The sequence below is a fragment of the Deltaproteobacteria bacterium genome (genome assembly GCA_018668695.1).
GTDB lineage: Bacteria > Myxococcota > XYA12-FULL-58-9 > XYA12-FULL-58-9 > JABJBS01 > JABJBS01.
The window spans coordinates 1-22,133 of the sequence record JABJBS010000264.1 but is presented as its reverse complement, the minus strand read 5'-3'; the positions used below and the strand labels follow the sequence as shown (position 1 = coordinate 22,133).

Genomic DNA, 22,133 nt, shown 5'->3' with positions numbered 1-22,133 from the left:
GCACATGAACCTCAAGCTTTCACGCGCTAAGTTTGAAAGCCTCGTTCACGATTTGATCGAACGCTCGGTTGAGCCTTGTAAGAAGGCATTGGCGGATGCAGGTAAAACTGCTGCTGAAGTTGATGAAGTTCTTCTTGTCGGCGGTTCAACCCGTACACCACTTGTTATCGAAACAGTTACACGTTTCTTTGGTAAGGAACCTAACCGCTCTGTGAACCCTGATGAAGTGGTTGCAGTAGGCGCGGCTGTTCAAGCTGGTGTTCTTTCTGGCGATGTTAAAGACCTTCTTCTCTTGGACGTAACGCCTCTGTCATTGGGTATTGAAACCCTCGGCGGTGTCATGACCAACTTGATTGGTCGCAACACAACCATCCCGACTAAGAAGAGTGAAGTTTTCTCAACTGCCGCTGACAATCAGACATCAGTTGAAGTTCACGTTCTTCAGGGTGAGCGCCCTATGGCTAAAGACAACCGTACCATCGGTCGTTTTCACCTAGGCGACATTCCACCGGCACCACGTGGTATTCCACAAGTTGAAGTTACTTTCGACATCGATGCCAACGGTATTGTAAGCGTATCGGCTCGCGACAAAGCGACCGGTAAAGAGCAGACTATTCGTATTGAATCAGGCAGTGGGTTAAGCGAGAGCGAAATCGACGATATGGTCAATCAAGCTAAAGACAATGAAGCTGAAGATAAAGCGCGCCGCGATGAGATCGAAGTGCGCAACAAGGCGGATGCTCTTTGCTATCAGGTTGAACGAAGCCTTGAGGAATACAAAGAAAAGCTCGACGCTGAAGTCATTGCTGACGCCGAAGCTAAAATCAAAGCAACGAAAGAAGCTTTGGAAGCAGGCGACAACGAGCGCATCAAAGCAACAATGGAAGAGCTTACTCAGGCCAGCCATAAGATGGCTGAAAAGATGTACCAAGGTGCAGGACCTGAAGCAGGTGGCCCGGGTGCTCCTGGAGCTCCTGGAACTCCAGACCAAGGTCAAGAGGCTCCTCCAGCAGGTGACCCAAATGTTGTTGATGCGGAATTTGAAGAAAGCCGCTAAGCAGCAGTTCTCGTATTGAGGAATTTAGAAAAGCCCTCGGCTCAATTGAGCTGGGGGCTTTTTTTTTACTCAGCTTCGCAGTCTACGACGACGGGAGTGGTACGTCCTGGCTTAATCGAAACGTCGCGAGTAAGCGTGTGCCCATCAGGACACTCAAACCGAATGGCGTATTCACCTTCTAGAAGTGGAGCGCGAAATGGTGTTTCTTTGGGGGCCAGCGCGCCAATCTTAAACTTGGCCCACGGCTTGGCGTTGATGGAGACAAACCCCTTCTTTTTGGAAATACTCACCAAAGATGTACTGCCAGGTCGAATGCGCGTTGTACGAACGAGTTTAAGTCCGCTTTGTGCGTTTCGGATTTCAATCTGATGTTCACCTACTGTTAACACCCGCCGCTTGAGGGGCGTTACCCCAGAGAGCTTACCATCAATAAACACCCGCATCCTCGTTGGTGCACGTACCGTTAAATAGCCATGCTTGATGTGGTCTTGCTTACTCTGAGAACCAACGTAGTCTGCATCGAGTTGAGCACTTTCCAGTTCGAGTTCCACTCTAATGCTCAGATGACTGTCGGTTTCGACTTTAAAGACCTCGTAGTGGGGCAGGTAGCCGGGCAAAATCATTTCGACTTCGTGCTCATCTTTTGAAGAGGTCTCCCAATCCTGAATGGGCGTAACCTGCATCAGATCGTTTCCGTCAATCCGAACATGAGCACCTGGAGGATCGGAGATGAGGGTGACTGTGCCTTGGTTCTTGATGTCGTATTCGATTCTTAACGGGATGGTGACCGTGGCGGGGCTTGGGGCCGGATCAAAAGTAGGGAGTGAAATAAGGACATCTTCAAACCCCGCCTTTTTTAATGTCACCGACCAACCTGAGCTCGAGGGCAGTCCTTCTTCAATAATGATTGGGGTTTTTTCGTCGAGATATTTGTTGTTCCAGGCCCGAGAGCCGGGGCCGTGAAAAATAACGCTGGCACCTGGAGGCTTAGACTCGACGATAACGGGTCCTGACCTGACGACTTGAGCCGGTTCTTGAGAACGTTTCCAATATAGCCCACCCAAGGTAAGCAAAAGACCCAGCGTAACGCTTAGTAAGGCAACGGCCGTTGAGGTTTGCGGTTTTTTGACTGCCTTACGGGATGCTTGATTTCCGAACATTTGCTTCACCACAGTGGCTTCAGGATCTCCTAATGGAGCGGTCAGCGTCTGCGGTCGGTTGACCACCTGAGTTTCATCCGAATCGGCAAACTCTTCCGGAGGTTCAGAAGGTTGTTCAGGTTCTTCGAGTTTAATGGTTCCAGCATCCATCTGTCCCGCGTCGAAAGACATGGGCGCAGGATCTTGGACTGACTCCGGAACCACGTCTGCCGCGGCCGCGACAAATTTATTCGCAACTGTCGCAACTTGAGATTTTGTTAATCCATCAACCGATACATCAGTATCCAATATAGGCTCGGGCTCTGATGAGTCGCTCTGCTGCAAACGCGTAAGGTAATCCGCGAGAATATTAGGGCGTGCGTGATAATCTTTGGAGACGAGGTAAGTTTGGAGTGCAGCTTCAAGTTCGCCAGCCGTTTGATAACGGTCATTGGGCTCATGGGCGAGGGCTTTTAATAATATCTTCTCAAGTTCGCTATCGTAGCCTGCAATGATATTTGATGGCGGTGTAATCTCGCATTCAATGACTGCATGCAGTGTTTCTAGCTCGTTCTTGCGCTTAAAGAGTCGTGCTCCCGTTGTTATTTCGTAGAGCGTGATGGCCAATGCAAAAACATCGGTTCGGCCATCGATGGGGTCGCCCATTGCTTGCTCAGGAGACATATAAGCATATTTCCCCTTAAGGACGCCTACTCGTGTTTCATTCACTTTATTGGCAGCTTTCGCTACACCAAAATCAATGACCTTTACGTGACCGTCTTGGCTGACCAAAATGTTTTGTGGGCTGATGTCGCGGTGAACAATACCCAACGGTTTTCCCTCTAGGTCTGTTCGTGCGTGCGCATAGTCTAGGCCGGCGGCAACGCTTTGAGTGATATGGGCCGCGTAGACCAATGGAACGGGTTCTCCAAGCTTAGCTTGAAGATTGTAGAGAGTACGCAGGTCCTCGCCCTTAACGTATTCCATGGCGATAAAAGCACGCCCATCGTCCATTCCTATTTCGATAATTTGTGCGATATTGGGATGGCTGAAGTTGGCCACAATTCGTGCTTCGTCATGAAACATCGTAATGAAGTCGTGTTGTTCACTTAGGTGCGGAAGAATGCATTTGATACAAACGAGGCGTTCAAAACCGCCTACACTCTTTTGCTTCGCAAGAAAGACCTCGGCCATGCCACCTGATGCGAGCTTACGAATCAGTTCATAATTTTGCAGCCTTTCGGGGGCCTGATCCATGAGCTTTGCTGCCTCGTTGTGAACTAACGCTTGCTCATCTACTTCTGATGAATAATGCGCTCTTGTTCTAGTCCAGTGATGATTTCCTCAAGGGCCTTATCAACTTCGTTTTCTAATCTTCCGTCTACCGTTATCTTAACCTCACATCCGTCCTCAAGAAAACGCGGGTACGAACCAATTTGTACTGCGGGATTCGTGCTTTGTACGTCGCGGAGGTGATCAGCCATGGCCGATTCAGAACCTCGGACTTTAACGTGGCGCGATATAAAAGGCGCGCCTTTGAGCTCATGTGCCATATGTTGAAAGGATTGCTCCATCAGCTCAGGGACTCCAGGGAAGATAAATACGTTTTTAGCGCGAATCAGCGGTAAAACGGGTGTAACCATCTCAACATAAGCCCCTTCGGGAACATCCGCCAGTTTTAGCCGACTCTCATTGAGGCGGTCGCCAAAGTGCTTACGTAGGCTGGCTTCAAGCATCTCGTGCCTCGAAATGGAGCAGTCCAAGCCTTTGGCCACGCCTTCGATGGTCACATCGTCATGGGTTGGGCCGATGCCACCGGTGGTGAAGAGATAATCATTGGTTGGGGATAATTGAGCGACGCAATCAGCAATGGTTTCGATATCATCACCGATGGTTCTGATTTCGGTAAGTTCTACTCCTCGGACTCGGAGTTCACGGATGAGATAGGGGCTGTTGAGGTCGGATACCTTGCCGGAGAGTACTTCGGCTCCAATGATGATGAGCGCTGCCTTGGGCTTAGCGGTAGATGATGAATTCATGGTTTTACCAGTGCTTCGATGTGTTTCAAGATAGCCTCGGTGACCGCCTGCATGGTTTGCTCACCATTCACCAACGTGGTGGGGCCAAGATTCTCCTGCTCAAACGCTTTGTCATAAGCGACTGCGATTTTTCTTTGGGCTTCGATGGCGTCGAAAAGCTCTTCCGGTCCGCCGCGTTCCTCGCGCCTTTGAGCGGCCACTTCCACACTCACTTTTACCAAAATTGTAAGGTCGGCGAGTCGTGCTTTCTGGTTGATGGCCATGACCCAGTCTTCACCCATCGCCAAAGATTGGTAGGCGAGTGAGGAATGAATGTAGCGGTCGGTTAAGACGATATGCCCTTGATTCAGTTGCGGAGTGATTTCTCGCTCCAAATGGTCGAGCCTATCGGCAGCAAACAATAGAGCGACCGCTTGGGGGCTCGTTTGTAGGTTTCCGGTGAGTATATCTCGCAGGAGTTTCCCAATCGGACCGGTGGTTGGTTCAGCGGTGGTGTGAACTTGGTGACCTTTGGCCCTTAAAGCCTCAGCAACCCGCTCACGCTGGCTGGTTGTGCCAGAACCATCAACGCCTTCAAGAGCAATCAATAAGCCTTGATTCATGAGTTTCTTACCTTTTCTGCTAATACCTCGCCCACCTGACCATGCCCCAGCCTATGGGTCGTTTGCAATCGTCGAGGACGGTTTAGTCAGAGATTTGAAGCAGTCGATGAGGGGGCAAGATTGTGACGTCAAAAGGCGTTCGCTAGATGTTTGCTTTGCCACAAGATGACTTGCGAAGACGACATTTCCATGGTTGGGTGATTTAAATTTGGGTAAAGCTTGCTTGTAAATGACCGTTTATAACTCAGGCCGTATTCAAACTTCTTTCGTGATTGAGAAGGTGAAATGTGCTCCGTGGAGGGATAGGCATATTGATCTGGCTCTATGTTGGGCTTGCGCTGGTTGGACTTGGCGGTATGTACTGGCAAGAGAGCTTTGGTGCGTTGATTCCAGAAGAGCCGATACTCATGCTGCATCACATTGTGGTGGGTATAGCGGGAGGGCTCTTTCTAATCCTTGCAAGCCGAGGTTTGGAAAAAATTGTCCCATCCGTTGAAACACTCACGCAAGGCTTTGGGCAAATGCTTGGACAGTTTACCCCCCGTCATGCCTGTTTGGCTGCGGTGGCCAGTAGCCTGGGCGAAGAGATATTTTTTCGCGGGTTTCTCCAAAGTTGGTGGGGAGTTTTAGCCAGCTCAGTCGTATTTGCTCTTTTGCACATTGGCCCAGATAGACGGTTTATAAGCTGGCCGTTTTTGGCATTCGGGGCGAGTTTATTACTCGGAAGCCTAATGGTTTACACCGGGACTATTTGGGCGAGTGTTATCGCCCACGGCTTGGTCAACTTTGTGAATTTAAATCATATTCAGGCGAGAGCTGCGGCGCAGCAACTTACCCAGCAAGCTTAGGCTGTGGCGGTAGGAATATTAAAACTAACTCGGGTGCCTTCGCCTAGCGTGCTCTCGATATTAAGCTGTCCGCCAGCTTTACCAACCAAGCGTCTGCACTGAGCCAGTCCAAGCCCAGTCCCACCAGTCTTGGTGGAGACGAAGGGTTTACCCACGCGGTCCAACGTTTCACTGGACATGCCGATACCTGTATCTTGAATTACAAATGCGATGACGCTTGGTTCGGGCGTCACGCTGACCGTTACAACAGAGCGATCTGCAGATTTCTCCAAAGCTTGCACGGCGTTGTTGATCAGGTTGAATAGAATCTGAGTGAGCTCGGTTCCCGTAATGGAGACGTGAGGCAATTGCGTTGGGCCTTCGTAATTAATTTTACCCCGGGTTTTGATTGCGTTGCCTTTGCAAAGGCTCATGGAGTAGCTGATGATTGGATAAGGGTCGATCCCATCCTCGGTCACCGTGTCCTCTGAAATCATTCGCATCATACTATGGGTTAAGTCATGCATAACCTTGCAGCCAGCATTCATGTCGTTGGATATCTCTGGAAGCTCTTCAACCAAGTCCGTCATCAGTTCACGGCTGGCGCTGTCGAGCGTAGTGTCTTTGGCCATAAGCTCTTCAATTTTTGAGCAGGCAGCTGTGAGCTGATTGAGCCGCAAACAGTTATTCGAGAAATATGCGATGGGTTGGTTCAAATCGTGAAAGACTGATGCAGCAATACTGCCGAGGGTGACCAGACGCTCAGTTTGCAAGAGTCGGTCTTGGAGAGCAGAGTCTTCTTGGCCAAGTTTGAATGCTTCGATACCCCATTCGAGGACGGCTTCAAGCTCACTCTTATTCCACGGTTTAATAATATAGCGCGCCACCAGGCCTTCATTCACAGCTTTTAAAATAGGGTCTAGCTGGCTGTATGCCGTTAGGATGACACGAATGACTTTGGGGTGGGCGGCCTTAACGTGGGTCAACAATTCGTTACCCGTCATCTTAGGCATACGCTGATCGGTTAAAACGACACCAATATTTTCAGTCTTTAATATTTCTAGAGCCTCAACCCCAGACTCCGTTGTCATGATATTGAAGGTGTCTTGAAACGATAGCTCAAAAATAACTCGGTTGGCTTCGTCATCGTCGACGTAAAGAATGATTGGGCTTTGATTCGGTTCTACAGTGGTCATTGATAACGAGCTCTTTTAGGTGAGTGATGGTTACGACCTAAGAACTTAAAGCGTCTACCTGGTTTGGGAGTCCCAGCTTTTCAAGAAGGGCTTCGAGGTTGATTGGCTTATTGATACATTCGGAAGCGCCAGCTTCGATTGCACTTTTTTCGATTTCTGGTGTGACTTGTCCCGTGACCATGATGATTTTCATGTCTTCGGTCTGTGGGTTGTCCTTGAGGCGCCGACAGACTTCAATTCCGTCCAGCTCAGCCATGTATACGTCGAGCAAAACAACCTGGGGCTTAAACGAGCCAACTTGAACCAAAGCATCGATTCCATTGGTTGCGTAACGTGCTTCAAGCCGCTCTTTGTAAGATTTCAAAAGACGCTTGAGAGCTGAGAGTTGCTTCGGGTCATCATCAACAATGAGCAATCGTTTCTTCGCTGCATTATTGAGACTTTTAGGAACCGGCATACTGTGCTCTTGAAGAAACAATACAAGGTCGGCAGCACGGATTCTGCGGTGTCCACCGGGAGTTCGAAAAGCAGGAATTCTGCCATCTTTTACCCACTTGTTTACCGAACTGGGATTTACCTGCAGGATCGAGCCAACTTGGTAAGACGTCAGTAGGCTTTCCGGCGCGATATTTTCGGTTTTTGCGGCACTTGGCAAAGGATTCTCCCGTTTTGAGCCCCGATAATCTATCGATGGGAACGAATTATCGATAAAATGATGCCCAACCCAGATTGTCGCCTGGGGCAGTAACCAAATAGCTCGGTTTGTTGGGTAGATGCAATGCCAGGAAAGTATACTTCTTAGGGAGAGCCCGGTTTTCTAGGCTTTCGTTTTTGTATGGACCGTCCAGGTTTAACGTCGATAATACGTCCATTCCGGATCCAGGCTTCATGACTTGGGTACCAAGCTACCATTTCGAGACCGTAACTGCCTTGTTGAGCAATCCAAAGGTGGGGCTCACCCCGGGCAGCAACCAGCTCATCACGGGTCATGCCTGTTTTGAGGTCTTTGTGGGCAATTGCCACCCTTACACTGGGTCGTCGCTGCTTGAGCCAGCGGCTAACGTCGCCTTCTGGCGCCAGTAACTTGGCAATATTGGATTCTACATCTTCACGGTCTTGCAGGTCCATCGGGAGTAACATTACGAAATGACTTCTCTTTTCGCTCTCGAGCGGTAGTTTTTCGAGAGCGCGCAAGTAGACCCAGGTGTGGTACCGCGGACTACTGAGCATCCGCGTCGTCATGGCGTAAATATCTGGAAACTCGATTTTCTCGATCAGAAAGCGGGTTCCTGCTGGAACAATGCCGCGTTGACCACTTGGATGAATCGGCTTGCCGTCTAAATCGACAATATGGTGGACGGATTCGAATGCGTGGGGCGAGAGAAGCCACTTACCGGTGTCCTCGTAGAGATCGCCGTAATAGCACGATTGCCGCAGCTCCATGACACGGCCGCCATGAAAGTCCTCAATGGCCATACGGACATGGCTTGGGATATTGGTGTGGGAGGCGCAACCTGTGATGCAGCCCAGCGCAACGAGTATCCAGCAAACTTTGAATAAGGTCTTCATAATCAGATCTGCTAGCACAGAGATCGAAAACCGTAAAAAAATCAGCTAGAACGGTTTCGGAAATTCTTCATTAAAGAGGCTGCTTTACCGGCTAAACTTCCCAAGTTTTCCATAGGTTTGGGGACTCTTAGCCCAACGATCATCTTTAAAAAAGCCTGTGCTGATTCTGTCATTCTCATCAGCATCCGCATCTGTTCAATATCGAATGTCACGGTGTGCCCCGCGGCCTTTTGGAGCCGAGCTTCATTAATGGCCGATTCGAGGGCGACGCGGGCTGATTCGAGAAGCATCCACTCGCGGGTTCTTAAGATGTCGCTGATGGTGGGCCAGACATCGACGGTGGCTTCATATGGCGCGTTTCGATGGTCACTTACGGGCTGAACCAGCCCAAAATCAAGGAGTTCCGCGATTGCCTGGCTCACGAGTGCGCGGCTAACGCCAAGGGTTTGGGCAATCATATTCTGAGCCATGGGGCCCTGGTGAAGTGCTAAAAGTGTCCAAACTCGGCCATGAATGGCCTTGAAACCCCACCATTCGATGAAGGCTCCTGCGCGGTCGCAGACGTGCAGAACACGTTTTTCGAGCCTCTCCTCATGAGCGAGGCGGGGCCGCCCAGCTGGATTCGAGATTTCTGGGACGTTATTGGCTTCCATGGTCTTCATCTTCTTCCTGGATTGGCCTTATCAGGGAAAATCCGAGCTGGGTATCAAAAACGACTTAATTGTTTTCGGGTGTTCACAAGATGCTGAACAAAGTGTATGGCGCCAGCAGTACCAGGATTAAAAATTATGGTTGCAGCACAAAAGCCCGAGCAAAATTCACTTTTGCATTTGGAACTCGGTATTGAGCAGGCTCTCCTACAAGCCCGTAAGGCAAACTTTCGCGCCTACCTTAGAGTACACCGCACCCTCGTAAACACTAGCTTTCTGGATTATTTGGAGTTGGTTGGCAACTCTGGCGAACAGGTGATGGCATGGAGCGATGGGCGTGAAAATCGTTCCTTTGCGGCCATCGGGGAAGAGGTTGGTTTTCCAGTCCACTCTGTGATCCGATTTGCTCAGGCTGGAGCTGGTTGTTTAGAGTTCTCTGAACAAGTGATTCAACTTTCATTGAACCCATTAGAGGAAGTTTCTCCGGGCGTTCCGGTTGCCGTGGGAGGCTTTTCTTTTGCTCCCCGTGAGCGCAGTTGCGATGAAGTTTGGCAGGGCTGGGAGGACGGTCATCTGTGGGTACCACGTTTGCTTTTGCACCGCCAAGATGACCAGCGCGGGGCTGTGGTTACGTCGGTTGTATATCCTGGAGATAGCGCCGATGAGATCCGGCAACGGGTGCTCGATGGCCTGGGTCAGCTCTCAGAACTCGAAGCCAGCGCTCAAAAACGTTCCCAACGTGATGCATTTTCGAAAGTCGTTTCTCCGTTGAGCCCTGAGTCTCAAGAGGGGCAAGATGCGCGTACGCAGTGGTGTGAAAAGGTTGAAGTCGCCCGAGCGGCCATCAGGAAAGGAAGCTTCGACAAGGTTGTTTTGGCCCGCGCCGAGAGCTTAGTGGCACCTGAGGGCACAGAGTTTGCCCCGGTTCATACCCTGCAAGCGCTTCGTGAGCGTTACCCCGATTGCAAAGTATTTATGATTCGAAAACCTGATGGCTCGTCATTCGTTGGCGCCACGCCGGAGTTGTTTTTAAGAATTGAAGGGGAGCAAGTTGAAACCGTGTCTCTTGCAGGTACGGCTCGCCGCGGCGACACAGACTCAGGAGATGCACTTTTAGGTGAAGCGCTTCTCAACAGCGCGAAGGATCGCCATGAGCATCAAGTGGTGACCCAGGCGATTTGTGAAGCCTTGAGCCCTGTGGCTGGCTCTTTGCAAGTAGCTGACGAGCCCAGTTTACTGCGCCTCTCGAACGTCCAACATCTAGAGACTCGAATCCATGGTGAGCTTGACCGTCCCCGAACCATTATGGAGCTCTTGGCAAGAATGCATCCAACGCCGGCGGTTGGCGGAGCACCTACTCTCGAAGCGCTCAACTGGCTAGAGCAATACGAAGAACTCGACCGAGGCTGGTATGCAGGGCTGGTTGGCTGGATTACCACAGAAGGTGAGGCGCTCTTTGCCGTTGCCATTCGGTCGGCGATGCTTCGGGCCAATAAAGCATGGGCGTTTGCAGGCGCTGGTTTGGTTGCAGACTCAAGCCCGGAACTCGAGTGGGACGAGACCAAGATGAAGCTCTTGGCAATCCGTCAAAACTTAATGTTGGCAAGGCGAAGCGACGGGTGACTTTATCTGCGGTAAATATAAAGCGGGCCCAGCTGCTCTTCCACGGCCTAAACACGTCGGGCGTGAAAGACTATGTCCTGTCGCCCGGCTCTCGAAACACGCCGCTGGTACTTGCACTGGAGTGGCTACAAGAGCTGCGTGGTGAAGAGAATGTTCGTATTCACCGTATTCTAGACGAGCGAAGTGCAGCTTTCTTTGCGCTGGGCGTGGGGCGCATCGGTGGTGTGCCTGCAGCTTTGGTGTGTACTTCGGGAACAGCCGGTGCCCATTATTTCCCAGCGGTGATTGAGGCCTCGCAGAGTAACATTCCGTTGTTGATGCTTACTGCGGATAGACCCGAAGAACTTCGCGCGGTTGGCTCATTGCAGACCATCGACCAAAATAGACTCTATGGTGATTACACTCGGCTATATCTGGACATGGGTACTCCATCGCTTGATGGCCCATCAGATGCCTGGGTTGTTGCAACGGCAGCCCGTGCCTACGCCGCGGCGACTTCAAACCTTGCCGGACCTGTTCACCTTAACCTCCCGTTTAGAGAGCCGCTGTGGACTCCAGGAGAAGTGGCTCAAGAAATCGAACTTCCAGCCACGGTTCAGGTAACGGCGACGCGTCAAGTTCCATCTGCCGCGCAGCTAAACGCTTTAGTCGAGAGCATGAAGGCTTGCGCCAAGGGCGTGATCATTGCTGGCCCGAGAGATGGGGCCGTCACACCAAACGAAGATACTTTAGCGCAGCACGTTCAATCCGTAGCGCAGCGGCTTGGTTGGCCGATTATAGCCGAGCCAGGTTCTGGGGTTCGGGCGCGTTTAAACGGTGATGATAATTTAATAGCTCCCGCGGATATTATCCTTCGAGGCGAGAAGGTCGCGGCTGCATTCGCGCCTGAGCTGGTATTGCGATTTGGAAAAACGCCCACATCAAAAGTTGTTCGTTTGTGGGCAGCAGCACACGCTCAGCAAACCATTGTGATCGACACCAATCCACACTGGCACGACCCGGATGCGGTTGTGACTGAGGTTGTACAGGCCGATGTTGTGGATGTCTTCGAAGGTTTGGCCGGCAGGCTAAAAGGTTCAGGCAGTGATGCCCCATGGTTGACCCGTTGGCAGCGAGCAAGCTTCGTAGCAGAAGAGACCATTGGTAAGCTTTGCGAAGAATCATTTTGGGAAGGCGCAGTGGCTCGCCAAGTGGCCGCGAGTTTACCTGAAGGTGCGCTGCTTCATGTGGCCAATAGCATGCCTATTCGCGATGTTGATGCCATGGTGCGGGTGTTTCCACCTCAAGCTCAGGTGGTTCACCACCGAGGTGCCAATGGTATCGATGGTGCAATATCCGCGCTGCTTGGAGAGGCCTCGGCCGCCAATGCCCCGTCTCTATTGTTGTGCGGCGATTTAACCTTCCTGCATGATGTAAGCGCTTTACATGTGGCTGCTTCGTATACCTGCCCCATGACTATTGTTGTAATCGACAACCGTGGCGGTGGTATTTTTGAACACCTACCGATCTCGCAACATCCGAAGGTCTTCGAACGAAACTTTATCACGCCCCACGACCAAGACTTGGTGGCCATCGCCCGTGCTTCAGGCGTTCGAGCTTGCCGGGCCGACGATTCCTCCACACTCAACGATATGCTAGCCGAAGAACTTACCCGTCCGGGACTGGGCGTGATTGTAGTGAGCAGTGAGCGTGCGAGTAACACCGCTTTACACCGCGAGCTGTGGAGCCAGGTTCAAGCAAGTTTAGAAATGGAAAAACGATGAGCAGTGCAACACTTCCGGCTGCGGCCAACAAACCCAGCGGTCTGGCTATTTGGATCCAGGCGATTCGTCCAGCTACGCTTCCGGCTGCTGTGGCGCCGGTGGTTTTGGGAGCTGCAGCGGCGCAGGCAGATGGAGTTTTTTCCTGGGTGCCGGTGGTAGCGGCATTGGTTGGCGCCTTGCTGATTCAAATTGGAACGAACCTTGCCAATGATTATTTCGACTTTAAAAAGGGCGCAGATACCGCGGAGCGCTTGGGCCCTATTCGGGTGACTCAACGAGGCTGGATTGCGCCGAAGGATGTTGCACGGGCGACCATCGTTACATTTTTACTCGCACTGGCCATGGGCGTCTATTTGATGGTGCATGGTGGGTTGCCAATCTTGGCGCTGGGTATCGTGAGTATCCTTTGCGGGGTGCTTTACACCGGTGGGCCGGCTCCCTTGGCGTATGTTGGCCTCGGCGATATATTTGTTTTGGTATTCTTTGGCCCCGTTGCAGTCTGCGGAACTTATTATGTCCAATGCCAAACGTTGTCTTGGAATTCATTTTGGATTTCTTTACCCATTGGTCTTCTGACAACGGCAATTTTGGTCGTCAATAATCTAAGAGACCGAAAGACGGACGCGGTTGCCGGAAAGAAAACTTGGGCGGTCCGATTCGGCGAGCGATTTACGCGTGGAGAATATTTGTTCTTGGTGGGATTAGCCTACGTGCTACCGCTGGTTATGGTGGCTCTGAATAAAGCGCCCATGGGCTGGTTACTACCTCTGCTGAGTGCGCCGCTTGCGAGCCGAAGAATTGGCCAAGTTTTTAGAACCGACGGAGCAGCATTGAACCCGCTTTTGGGAGCCACTGCTCAGCTTGGATTGATTTATTCCGCACTCTTCGCGGTGGGAGTTAATCTGTGAAGTTGGAAAGTATCCAGATTGAGCCTTATGCCTATGCATTGGCTCGAAAGCTTCGCAGCGCTCACGGAGAAATGCGCCATCGCTACGGTTTTATTCTCAAAGCTCGAACGAGTTTAGGTCATATTTGTTATGGCGAGGTCGCGCCTCTTCCTGACTTCAGTGAAGAAACCTACGACCAAGCCGGGGCGATGCTGACCAGTCTCGATTCATCGGGAGCCTTAAGAAAAGAATTGGGCAACGACTTAAGTGCCATCACAGAGTATTGCGATGCTTTGAGACTTTTGCCTTCAGTACGTCACGGCGTAGAGCAGCTTTTCTTAGATGGCTTGAGCCAGGACAAAGCAATGAGTGTTGCTCAGTGCCTCAATCCTGCGGCGGTTACTCAGGTTGAGACAGCGCATTTAGCCGCTGATGCTGCAAGCGCCTTAGAGGCCGTTAAAAAGGGCTTTCGAACGATCAAGCTCAAAGTTGGTTATCAAGAAGCAGCGGAAGATTTACGGCGGGTAATTGCTGTTCGTAAGGCTGTGGGCGAGGGCATAAACATTCGCCTAGACGCCAACGGTGCCTGGACTCCGGGCTGGGCAATCGATGTTTTGAAGCGCATGGCGCCATGTGAAATCGAGTGTATCGAACAGCCGGTTACCGCTGAGGATATCGACGGCTTGGCATGGGTATGTGAAGCGTCACCTATCCCGGTAGCAGCCGATGAGTCTGTGAGAACGGCCGCTCAAGTAATCAACGTTCTCGAAAAACGTGCCGCGAAGATTGTGGTGCTCAAACCGATGTTTTGTGGTGGTCCTATTTTGACCTATGCCCTAGGCCGGTTGGCTCAAGAGCGAGGCGTTAAGGTCATGATTACCACGGCTCTTGATTCGGCCATTGGCCGGGCCAGTGCGCTGCATGTGGCCGCAGCTTTGTCGGGTCCATTGAGTATTCCGGCCGGGCTCGATACCGGTCATTGGTTGGCAGAAGATTCGGGGAATTTGCCGGAACCATTGGAAGGTTTCATGCATTTGTCCGAGGCTGCCGGTCTTGGCGTTTACGATATGAGGGTATGTTTATGAGCATGATTCCTCACCCACTTCAAAGTGCGGCTCTTTCAAGGCCCCAGCATCTAGCCTTAGCTGATCAGGACCTGAGCTTAAGCTACAGCCAACTCTTGCACGAAGTGCAGTCATTGGCTTCAAGTCTTCGTGCGCAGGGTGTTACCGCGGGCGACGCAGTAGCTTTGGTTGGCGATTACGATGTGAGATGGGTTGTTGGATTACACGCCATCGGCTGGTTGGGGGCGATTGCGGTTCCACTGGCGGTAGATTTGCCGCAGGACCAAAGCCTCGACCTGGCTAAAGCCTGTGGGGTTAAGTTTTGGCTTTGCGGAGATTTAAAGAGTGTTCACGAGGATACGATTCGCCTAAGCGAGCGAGCCGAGCCGATACTTGAAGAAACGTATTGGGGACTGGAAGATGTTCGCTTGATGCTCGCAACATCGGGCTCGACTGGGCAACCCCGTATTGTTTCGATGACCACCTCGCAGTTACTTTTCAGTGCGATGGGTTCAATGATTCGCCTAGGCCATGAATTAAGTGACCGGTGGCTTTGCGCATTGCCACTGAATCATGTGGGTGGCCTTTCCATGGTGATGCGAGCGCTTTGGGCGGCTGTCAGCCTTGAATTCGCGTTGCCATTTGATCCCAAGCAATTTTCCGAGCGCATTCACTCCAATGAAGTGAGTCTTTGCTCTTTGGTTCCTGAAATGTTGCGGCGGGTGTTGAAGGTCTCAGGTGGGGCGCAGCCTCCGAAGAATTTGCGTGCGATTTTAATTGGTGGTGATGCATGCCCGTCAAATATTTTGGAAGAAGCCAAGGCTGCTGATTACCCCGTCTCACTTACTTGGGGAATGACTGAATCAGCTTCTCAAGTAGCCACACGGTTTCCTGGAGACTTCAGTGAGCACACGGGCAGTGGTCCGTCGCTTACTTTCGCACGGGTCAAAGAGGACAACGGCGAGCTCGTGATTGAAGGCCCCGTGGTGGCCGGAAGTAAGCTTGCCACAACCGATCGAGGATTCATTGATGAGCGAGGTTGCGTCCATGTGCTTGGCCGCGCCGATGACATCATGATTTCAGGCGGTGAGAATATAGCGCCACGCAGAATCGAAGAAGCTTTGCTGAAGCTTGGTCTGGTCGAGAGCGCCGCCGTGGTTGACGTGCCTCACAGTCGTTGGGGAAGCCGTCCCGTGGCATTTATTACGACCCATGAGCATGATGCAGCGCTCATCAGTGATGGCGCCTTGCGTGAGGGGCTTAAAGAGCACCTCAGTGGGTTTGAGATCCCGGATGTGTTTTACCTGGGCGAATGTTTACCTCAAGCGGGCATCGGTAAGGTGGATCGAAAGACACTAAGAAGCGTCGCTGGCAGTCTCGGGCTCGGGCGTGAGCTTGAAGTGACGAACGGCCTCAAGCAAATCTTCGGGAACCTCGCGAGGCTTGAAGGTGGCAAGGTCGACGATGACATGAACGAGCTGAGCGGTACATCGCAAATCACCCTCGGGGCCCAGGACTCTGTAATCGAAGGTGATGGAGGTTCCACCGACCTTGGGCACCGTGACTTCGATGGTCAGGCGCTCACCGAGCCGCATGGGCCGCTTGTAGTCGGCGTGGGAATGCACGAGAGGCATGCCCCATTTCCCGTTATCAAAAACGTTGGTGATGCTGTTACCCATAGCCACCAAGAGCTCCTCGAAGACCGTATGGCAGTACTCGTAGACCCTGCCGAAAAAGGCGATCCCAGCGCGGTCGACCTCGTTGAAACGAACAGTGACGATATGTTGAAAAGCCATGGTTGCTCCGGCAATCAGTCAGAAGGTAGTTGTGATGAATCACTTTAGCGTCCCCTCTGCAAGTAGTTACTATGAATCACCTTCCGCGGTGATGGAACCGATGGTGCGTGCAAGCGCGACCGCCGGCATGGAAGATTTGACTGCAAAGCTTATGGAAATCAAAGCCTGGTTGGCCGATGACCTCTTGAGTCTCGAGCAAGATATTGCTCAAAAGGCTCCTGATGGTGCGGATTTAGCCGATCTTGCCGCCGCGCACCTGCGTTGCCAGCCTGGGAAGCGTGTCAGACCGCTTTGCGTGGTTTTGGCTGCTCGAGCAGGTGGTTTGGGAATGAATCAAAAGGTTCGTGACTTCGCTGTCGCCAGCGAGCTGGTTCATACGGCTACACTCTTACATGACGATGTCTTGGACGAGGGTGATTATCGCCGAGGTGCTGAGACCGCCCGGGTTGTATACGGTAATTCGGCAAGTGTTTTGGGAGGCGATTATCTGCTGATCGACTCATTGCGCCGTGTTCAGCGTACGGGCCACATGGACCTTCTCTCGAGCTTGATGACTGTGATTGACCTGATGGTGAAGGCTGAAGCGCTGCAGCTTGAAAGGCGAAATCAATTCGTTCCAGACCGAGATGCGTACCATCGAATCATCTATGGAAAAACTGCGGCGATTTTTCGCTGGGGTTTACGAGCAGGAGCCACAGCGGGCGGCTTAACTCAGACGGCAGTGGATGCGTTTGGTCGATACGGTGTGATGATAGGTCTGGCTTTCCAAATCGTCGATGACATTCTCGACCTTGCAGGCGATCCGCTGGTGACGGGCAAAGCCGTTTTGACAGACGTTCAAGAGGGTAAGCTTACTTGGCCGTTGATTCTCGCATGTGAGCGGGATGCCAAAGTCGAGACTATGCTGCGCGAAGTTGCGATGTCCAACCAAGCTTTAAGCCTGAGCGACGCGGCGATGATCCGTGAAAAAATTCTAGCCACCAACTGCTTAGAAGATACTCGGCTGCGAGCTCGCCAATTGGCGGATGAAGCCCTCTTAGCGTTGGAATATACTCCCAGCGGGCGTGCGCGAGATGCTTTGACCACTGTTGTGGAAACCGTTGTGAATCGAGGTTTATGATGGGCTCAGCTAAAATTATCACTCTGGAGACTGGGGCAGATGCGGCGGAAGTTGCTAGCTGCCTCAAGGCGATGGGCCAATGGGTTCAGCCTGCTCAAGGTGATGGACCTCAGCCGGTCCTTCTAATCGAGCCTCATTCGTCGAGTTGTTCACGTGAGAGTTTATTAGACATCGCCGGTGTAGCCGATGTGATGCTACCTAAAAGTGGTCACCCAAAGCTTGATATGCTCAAGGGTCAAGCAGCTTTGATTGGTGATTTACCGATTGGTGCAGATAGCCAACCTGTTGTGATGGCAGGTCCATGCAGCGCTGAAAGCGAAGAGCAGATTCATCAGCTGGCGACGATTGCGGCGCGGGCGGGTGCGAAAATCTTGCGAGGTGGGGCCTATAAGCCTCGAACTTCGCCGTATTCATTCCGTGGGAGAGGCGATCCGGCGCTCAAGTGGTTAAGTGAAGCAGCCAGAGCTAATGATTTGAAGCTCGTCACCGAAGTCATGAGTGAACACGATGTGTGTGTGGTGGCTGAGAATACGGATATGATCCAAATTGGCTCGCGCAATATGCAAAATTTCTCACTCCTTAAGGACGTGGGTGCAATGGCTAAACCTGTCTTGCTTAAGCGAGGTATGGCCGCGACGGTCGAGGATTGGATGATGTCGGCGGAGCACCTCTTGGCCTTTGGTGCTCGTTCAGTGGTGTTTTGCGAGCGCGGGGTACAGGGTATTGCGACGCAGACTAGAAATTTGTTGGATTTGGGGGCGGTAGCGCTTCTGCGGCATGTTTACGGACTACCGGTGATTGTGGATCCTTCCCACGGTACGGGACGCCGTGATCTGATTGTGCCGATGGCGAGAGCTGGATTGGCGGCAGGCGCCGATGGTGTCATGGTCGAAATTCACCTAAATCCGAAAGAAGCTTTAAGCGACGGCCCTCAAGCAGTTGCGGAAGCCGAATTGAGCACTGTTTGCGCTGCTGCACGCCTCTTTGAGCGATTCCCACGGTCTTCTCTGAACACTTGATTCCAATCTGGCTTTGAGGTCTTCTCTGCTTCTTGGGAGACATTAAAGAGTGATTAAATTTTCCAAATATGAGGGTGCGGGTAATGACTTTGTGGTCGTGGACGCGCGTGCGTGGCAAAAGCCTTTGCCCGAGGCAGAGGTTCGCGAGATTTGCGACCGCCACCGAGGTGTGGGCGCCGATGGTATTTTAGCCCTCTGGTCTCACCCTAAAGCCAGTTTTGAGATGAAGGTTCAAAACGCAGACGGCAGCGATGCGGGTATGTGTGGTAATGGCATGCGTTGTATTTTGAGCTTTCTCTATGATCTGGGCGCAGTTGCACCCGATGTTCAAAAGTTGCAATTGGTGGTCAGCGAAGAAGTTTACTCATGTGAGCGCGTGGATTCAGGTACTTTTTTAGTTGTTATGGGTAAACCGTTAACGCGACACGCGACACTCCCTGGCAGGGCACATGAGGGTGAGCCACTTAGCCTCAGTGTATTAGACAAAGAATTTACCGGCCGATGTCATTTTTTCGGTAACCCCCATGTTACGATATTTACCGACGAGGATCCGATGATGTTGGCGCAGAAGTATGGCGCTTCATTAGAGTCCCACGAAGATTTTTCAGATCGGGTGAATGTTGGTTTTGTACGCAGAAATCAGGACGGTTTTGAAACAGTTGTGTATGAGCGAGGGGTAGGGATTACGCAGGCTTGCGGAAGCGGTGCCTGTGCTGTGGGAATTTCGGCGGTTCGGGCCGGTCTCGCGCAGCGTAACCATTGGAGTGCTGTGCATTTACCGGGCGGAACGCTGGATATTTGCGTAGATGACCATGATGTTGTGACCATGAGGGGTGCCGCCCGTAAAGTGTTTACTGGCACCTGGGAGAACTGATGACTGCAAGTCCGATACTTTTTGTGAACGCAGATCCTGAAGTTGCGGGCCGTTGGCGCAGTGTCTTGGAAAAAGCTTTGATTGAAGTCTGTGTGGTGGCTACCGTGGGTGAAGGGTTGCGGGAATTTCGCATGACCCGGTTCGGAGCCGTCATTCTAGCTGAGGAGCTTTTGCCAACCCCACAAGGACAAATTCTCGCAGAGCACTGTTTCGATGGGCTTGAGCCTATTTCACTTATCATTGTAACGAACCGCTACGACTCAGCGAATTCTGTAGAGCTTCGTGGTCGAGGCGTCTTTGATTACATCGATCAAGATGTGTCAGAAGATGATGTTGCGCGGCTTGCAAACAGACTCGATATATTTCTGTCCGAACTTGAGACACCTAAGCCCGAGCGGACTCATTTGCGCTTACGCGAGCGGGTTCAGTACCTTGGTTTGCACCTTAACCAAATCGGAGACCTTGATAGTTTATCAAGAGCCATTGTTGATGGATTTGTCGATATTTGTGGGGCGGACGCCGCTATTTTATGGGCGGACATCCACGGCCGAGGTGAGCTGAGGTTTATTGCGAGCGCCGGGGTTGAGGGCGTTGAGTGGCGGATACCGATTCTACGACTTGGGGAAGCTACCGGTGAACATACTCTGCGCTCAGGAAATGCTCATAGCCGAGAAACCGACGATGAAGGAAACCGGCTGACCGTTCAGTGGCCCTTGATGCATCGCGGAGAAGTGGTCGGGGTCCTCAAAGCCCTCGGTGTCCCCGCAAGAAATCAAGATGAAGAGCTTGAGTTAGCGATGCGTCATCTGGTTGATGCTGCGGCATTAGCGCTGACTTCACTGCAGGCTGAAGAGGAACGCGGATCAAGTTTTCTTCATAGTTACAACTGTTACTCACGGGCCTATTTCGAAGATTGTTTTCATCGAGAGCTGCAACGTGCTCGGCGTTATCGCCGGCCGCTCACTTTACTCTTGGTTTCATATGCCAACAGCAGCGGCTCTGAAGAACACCTTCTACCGGATGAAGTGCGCGAGATGAGTGAGCATGCAAGTGCGGTGATGGCACAGGCTGTTCGCGGAATTGATGTTGTGGCTCAGCTTTCGGCCAACACTTATGCCGTGATGTTGCCAGAAAGTCCCTATTTGGCCGGTCTCATTGTGGGACAGAGAATACGCCAAGGATTAGAGCAGGATTCTGCAGTGTCTTCAATTTGCGACAAACATCGTGTGACCTACTGCTTTGGGCTGGCGGCTTTACCTGGTGATGGAAACGAAGTGTCTGCCCTCATGACGACTGCTATGCGGCGGATGCGCGAGCACCAACGAACTTCTTTTGCGAACCCAATGGTTCGGCGACTCGGGTTTTGGGATGCCGCCGAGATGCTGATTGAACCACCGGTGATGAGTGAAGAAGAGTTTGGCCCTGTTGGAAATCGCAAGGAACTGGCAGCTCCTGCTTGCACTTGGCGTCCGATTACGCCGGATGGCATAGCGGCTGTTCGTGATATGGTTCTACGCGAAGCAATGGCGCAGAGCGCAGGGTTGGGTTGGCTCTATTTGGCGGGCCGAGTCAGTGCCGACCTTTCGCGCTTACAACATTTCGAGGGGCAATTCGAAGACGGTCAACTTAAGGTTTACACCCTGAACGAGGAATTATTTCGACCATGGCTTGAGCTTGAGAATTTAACTCAGCTGGTGGGTTCTCCCGAAGACCTTGAAGATCATGAAGTGGTGCTGTTTTTCTCAAAGCATTGCGCCTATGGAATGGTGGCAAAAAGGCAACAGGGTGATCGGTGGCTTGGGTACCATACATCGGATTGGGTCACGGTGAGTGAACTCATGGATAAGCTCCAGTTGACTTACCGTTTGCAGAAGGCCGTTTGATGCGTTTGCGGCTCATGGTCCTTTTGTGGCTCTCTTTGCTCTGCGCGCCTGCCTTCGGGCAGCAAGCTCAAACAGAGATGGTGGAGGCTTCTGAAGAAGAGCCTGCGATTCTGGAAAAGCCGGGTTATTTTGGCCTGGGCCTTGGGATACAGTTGCCGATGGTCGGCGTGGTCACAGGTTTTGGGGCAACGAGTAATCCAGGTGCGGGATACAATCTTGGTTTTGCACTCACGTGGGAGTTTTTCCCGCGTTATGAGCTAAGACTGTATACAGGTGGCGGCCAAACTTATGCGGCCCGAGCAGCTTTGGATTATCGAGAAGATGGCGAGGTGAGTGCTCAAACTCGCAGTAAAGATCAAGATGCCCAGTGGCTGGGTTTAGACGTGGGTATTGGTCTTAGCTATTTGTTCCGCGCACCGAGCCGCCAATGGACCCCCTTTGTTGGAATTGATGGGGGCTTTAGTTTTCATGGCTATTACTATTCTTTAAGTGATGAGCAATTGATCTCTAAGCTTGTTCAAACCGGTGACTCGGCCTCGCTTTTTGCGGATGGCGAAACAGAAGGAATCGGTTCTTCTTGGCATTTGTCGAGTCGAGCTGGGGTAAGGCTCGACTATTTAAGGTGGTTTAGTTCGAGCCTGGAACTCGTTGTTACCGTGTCACCTATTGGTGACAATGAACCAATCACCAACACAAAATCAGAACGCGATGTTTCCGCGCCAGCAGATATGCTCGTTTTAACACGCTTGGTCTTCTCGATCTGGTTGGGGCTTTGAGTATGGATAATAAACTCTCGATTTTAGTGGCAATGAAGCCAAGTGACGTACGGGCTGATATCGTTGAAGTATTTGAAAATGAATACAATGTTCTTTGCGTTGATGACGGTACTGCGGCGTTAGAGCAAGCTGTGGTCGGTTTTCCCGAATTGATAATCTACGATGCCGACTGTGGTTCGATTGGCGCAACTCAGTTCCAAGAAATTGTGTCGAACCTACCCAAGGTGAAGCATACCCCGGTTGTGTTTC

At 51.8% G+C, this 22,133-nt stretch carries 20 protein-coding genes; 13 read left to right on the top strand and 7 right to left on the bottom strand.

Annotation, left to right across the window (positions count from 1 at the left end; translation table 11 throughout):
* The coding region (locus HOK28_14185) for an Hsp70 family protein (GenBank protein MBT6434244.1) at positions 1–1,057 on the top strand (1,057 nt) is incomplete at its 5' end.
* Between the two features lie 65 nt (positions 1,058–1,122).
* On the opposite strand, the gene HOK28_14180 is transcribed toward HOK28_14185, so the two are convergent.
* The 3 genes from HOK28_14180 to tmk are packed head-to-tail and all read right to left on the bottom strand — an operon-like array spanning position 1,123 to position 4,837.
* Positions 1,123–3,453 (bottom strand): serine/threonine protein kinase, encoded by a 2,331-nt coding sequence (locus HOK28_14180; GenBank protein MBT6434243.1) that lies wholly within the window; start codon positions 3,451–3,453, stop codon positions 1,123–1,125.
* Between the two features lie 38 nt (positions 3,454–3,491).
* Positions 3,492–4,235 carry a competence/damage-inducible protein A gene (locus HOK28_14175; protein MBT6434242.1) on the bottom strand — a complete coding sequence of 248 codons (744 nt, stop codon included), beginning with the start codon at positions 4,233–4,235 and terminating at the stop codon, positions 3,492–3,494.
* Entirely contained in the window at positions 4,232–4,837 is a 606-nt protein-coding gene (gene tmk, locus HOK28_14170) for a dTMP kinase (GenBank protein ID MBT6434241.1), read from the bottom strand. Before tmk ends, HOK28_14175 begins: the two co-directional genes overlap by 4 nt.
* Before the next feature lie 311 nt (positions 4,838–5,148).
* On the opposite strand from tmk, the gene HOK28_14165 reads away from it, so the two are divergent.
* Positions 5,149–5,685, top strand: a complete 537-nt coding sequence (locus HOK28_14165; GenBank protein ID MBT6434240.1) for a CPBP family intramembrane metalloprotease — start codon at positions 5,149–5,151, stop codon at positions 5,683–5,685.
* Here HOK28_14165 and HOK28_14160 read toward each other — a convergent pair.
* The 4 genes from HOK28_14160 to HOK28_14145 form a co-directional block, all read right to left on the bottom strand.
* Entirely contained in the window at positions 5,682–6,860 is a 1,179-nt protein-coding gene (locus tag HOK28_14160) for a hybrid sensor histidine kinase/response regulator (GenBank protein ID MBT6434239.1), read from the bottom strand. The genes HOK28_14165 and HOK28_14160 overlap by 4 nt on opposite strands.
* 37 nt (positions 6,861–6,897) lie before the next feature.
* The gene (locus HOK28_14155) at positions 6,898–7,515 is read right to left on the bottom strand and encodes a response regulator (GenBank protein ID MBT6434238.1); all 618 of its coding nucleotides are present in this window, start codon (positions 7,513–7,515) and stop codon (positions 6,898–6,900) included.
* 143 nt (positions 7,516–7,658) lie between these two features.
* Entirely contained in the window at positions 7,659–8,429 is a 771-nt protein-coding gene (locus HOK28_14150) for a hypothetical protein (GenBank protein MBT6434237.1), read from the bottom strand.
* Positions 8,430–8,470: 41 nt separating this feature from the next.
* Positions 8,471–9,091, bottom strand: a complete 621-nt coding sequence (locus tag HOK28_14145; GenBank protein MBT6434236.1) for a hypothetical protein — start codon at positions 9,089–9,091, stop codon at positions 8,471–8,473.
* Positions 9,092–9,217: 126 nt separating this feature from the next.
* Between HOK28_14145 and HOK28_14140 the strand changes: the two genes are divergently transcribed.
* The 11 genes from HOK28_14140 to HOK28_14090 form a co-directional block, all read left to right on the top strand.
* Positions 9,218–10,702, top strand: a complete 1,485-nt coding sequence (locus HOK28_14140; GenBank protein ID MBT6434235.1) for an isochorismate synthase — start codon at positions 9,218–9,220, stop codon at positions 10,700–10,702.
* On the top strand, positions 10,630–12,465 hold the full coding sequence (gene menD / locus HOK28_14135; GenBank protein ID MBT6434234.1) for a 2-succinyl-5-enolpyruvyl-6-hydroxy-3-cyclohexene-1-carboxylic-acid synthase: 1,836 nt from the start codon (positions 10,630–10,632) through the stop codon (positions 12,463–12,465). Before HOK28_14140 ends, menD begins: the two co-directional genes overlap by 73 nt.
* Positions 12,462–13,373: a 1,4-dihydroxy-2-naphthoate polyprenyltransferase gene (locus HOK28_14130; protein MBT6434233.1), complete on the top strand. Its 912-nt coding sequence runs from the start codon at positions 12,462–12,464 to the stop codon at positions 13,371–13,373. Before menD ends, HOK28_14130 begins: the two co-directional genes overlap by 4 nt.
* On the top strand, positions 13,370–14,437 hold the full coding sequence (gene menC, locus HOK28_14125) for an o-succinylbenzoate synthase (GenBank protein MBT6434232.1): 1,068 nt from the start codon (positions 13,370–13,372) through the stop codon (positions 14,435–14,437). The genes HOK28_14130 and menC overlap by 4 nt, the downstream gene beginning before the upstream one ends.
* Positions 14,434–16,260 (top strand): AMP-binding protein, encoded by a 1,827-nt coding sequence (locus HOK28_14120; protein ID MBT6434231.1) that lies wholly within the window; start codon positions 14,434–14,436, stop codon positions 16,258–16,260. The genes menC and HOK28_14120 overlap by 4 nt, the downstream gene beginning before the upstream one ends.
* Positions 16,247–17,332: a polyprenyl synthetase family protein gene (locus HOK28_14115; protein ID MBT6434230.1), complete on the top strand. Its 1,086-nt coding sequence runs from the start codon at positions 16,247–16,249 to the stop codon at positions 17,330–17,332. Before HOK28_14120 ends, HOK28_14115 begins: the two co-directional genes overlap by 14 nt.
* Positions 17,333–17,403: 71 nt before the next feature.
* A complete protein-coding gene (aroF, locus tag HOK28_14110) occupies positions 17,404–18,351 on the top strand; it encodes a 3-deoxy-7-phosphoheptulonate synthase (GenBank protein ID MBT6434229.1) in 948 nt (315 codons plus the stop codon).
* Positions 18,352–18,400: 49 nt separating this feature from the next.
* Complete coding sequence (dapF, locus tag HOK28_14105) at positions 18,401–19,225, top strand: diaminopimelate epimerase (protein ID MBT6434228.1); 825 nt, start codon at positions 18,401–18,403, stop codon at positions 19,223–19,225.
* Positions 19,225–21,108 carry a diguanylate cyclase gene (locus tag HOK28_14100; GenBank protein MBT6434227.1) on the top strand — a complete coding sequence of 628 codons (1,884 nt, stop codon included), beginning with the start codon at positions 19,225–19,227 and terminating at the stop codon, positions 21,106–21,108. Before dapF ends, HOK28_14100 begins: the two co-directional genes overlap by 1 nt.
* Positions 21,108–21,884 carry a hypothetical protein gene (locus tag HOK28_14095; GenBank protein MBT6434226.1) on the top strand — a complete coding sequence of 259 codons (777 nt, stop codon included), beginning with the start codon at positions 21,108–21,110 and terminating at the stop codon, positions 21,882–21,884. Before HOK28_14100 ends, HOK28_14095 begins: the two co-directional genes overlap by 1 nt.
* Before the next feature lie 2 nt (positions 21,885–21,886).
* A partial coding sequence (locus HOK28_14090) for a hypothetical protein (protein ID MBT6434225.1) occupies positions 21,887–22,133 on the top strand: 247 nt, incomplete at its 3' end.

Excerpts from the sequence above, each read along its gene's own strand:
- HOK28_14180 (MBT6434243.1), bottom strand. The coding sequence starts at position 3,453 with ATGGATCAGGCCCCCGAAAGGCTGCAAAATTATGAACTGATTCGTAAG.
- HOK28_14175 (MBT6434242.1), bottom strand. The coding sequence starts at position 4,235 with ATGAATTCATCATCTACCGCTAAGCCCAAGGCAGCGCTCATCATCATT.
- tmk (MBT6434241.1), bottom strand. The coding sequence starts at position 4,837 with ATGAATCAAGGCTTATTGATTGCTCTTGAAGGCGTTGATGGTTCTGGC.
- HOK28_14160 (MBT6434239.1), bottom strand. The coding sequence starts at position 6,860 with ATGACCACTGTAGAACCGAATCAAAGCCCAATCATTCTTTACGTCGAC.
- HOK28_14150 (MBT6434237.1), bottom strand. The coding sequence starts at position 8,429 with ATGAAGACCTTATTCAAAGTTTGCTGGATACTCGTTGCGCTGGGCTGC.
- HOK28_14145 (MBT6434236.1), bottom strand. The coding sequence starts at position 9,091 with ATGAAGACCATGGAAGCCAATAACGTCCCAGAAATCTCGAATCCAGCT.
- HOK28_14140 (MBT6434235.1), top strand. The coding sequence starts at position 9,218 with ATGGTTGCAGCACAAAAGCCCGAGCAAAATTCACTTTTGCATTTGGAA.
- HOK28_14130 (MBT6434233.1), top strand. The coding sequence starts at position 12,462 with ATGAGCAGTGCAACACTTCCGGCTGCGGCCAACAAACCCAGCGGTCTG.
- HOK28_14120 (MBT6434231.1), top strand. The coding sequence starts at position 14,434 with ATGAGCATGATTCCTCACCCACTTCAAAGTGCGGCTCTTTCAAGGCCC.
- HOK28_14115 (MBT6434230.1), top strand. The coding sequence starts at position 16,247 with ATGAATCACTTTAGCGTCCCCTCTGCAAGTAGTTACTATGAATCACCT.
- aroF (MBT6434229.1), top strand. The coding sequence starts at position 17,404 with ATGGGCCAATGGGTTCAGCCTGCTCAAGGTGATGGACCTCAGCCGGTC.
- HOK28_14100 (MBT6434227.1), top strand. The coding sequence starts at position 19,225 with ATGACTGCAAGTCCGATACTTTTTGTGAACGCAGATCCTGAAGTTGCG.
- HOK28_14095 (MBT6434226.1), top strand. The coding sequence starts at position 21,108 with ATGCGTTTGCGGCTCATGGTCCTTTTGTGGCTCTCTTTGCTCTGCGCG.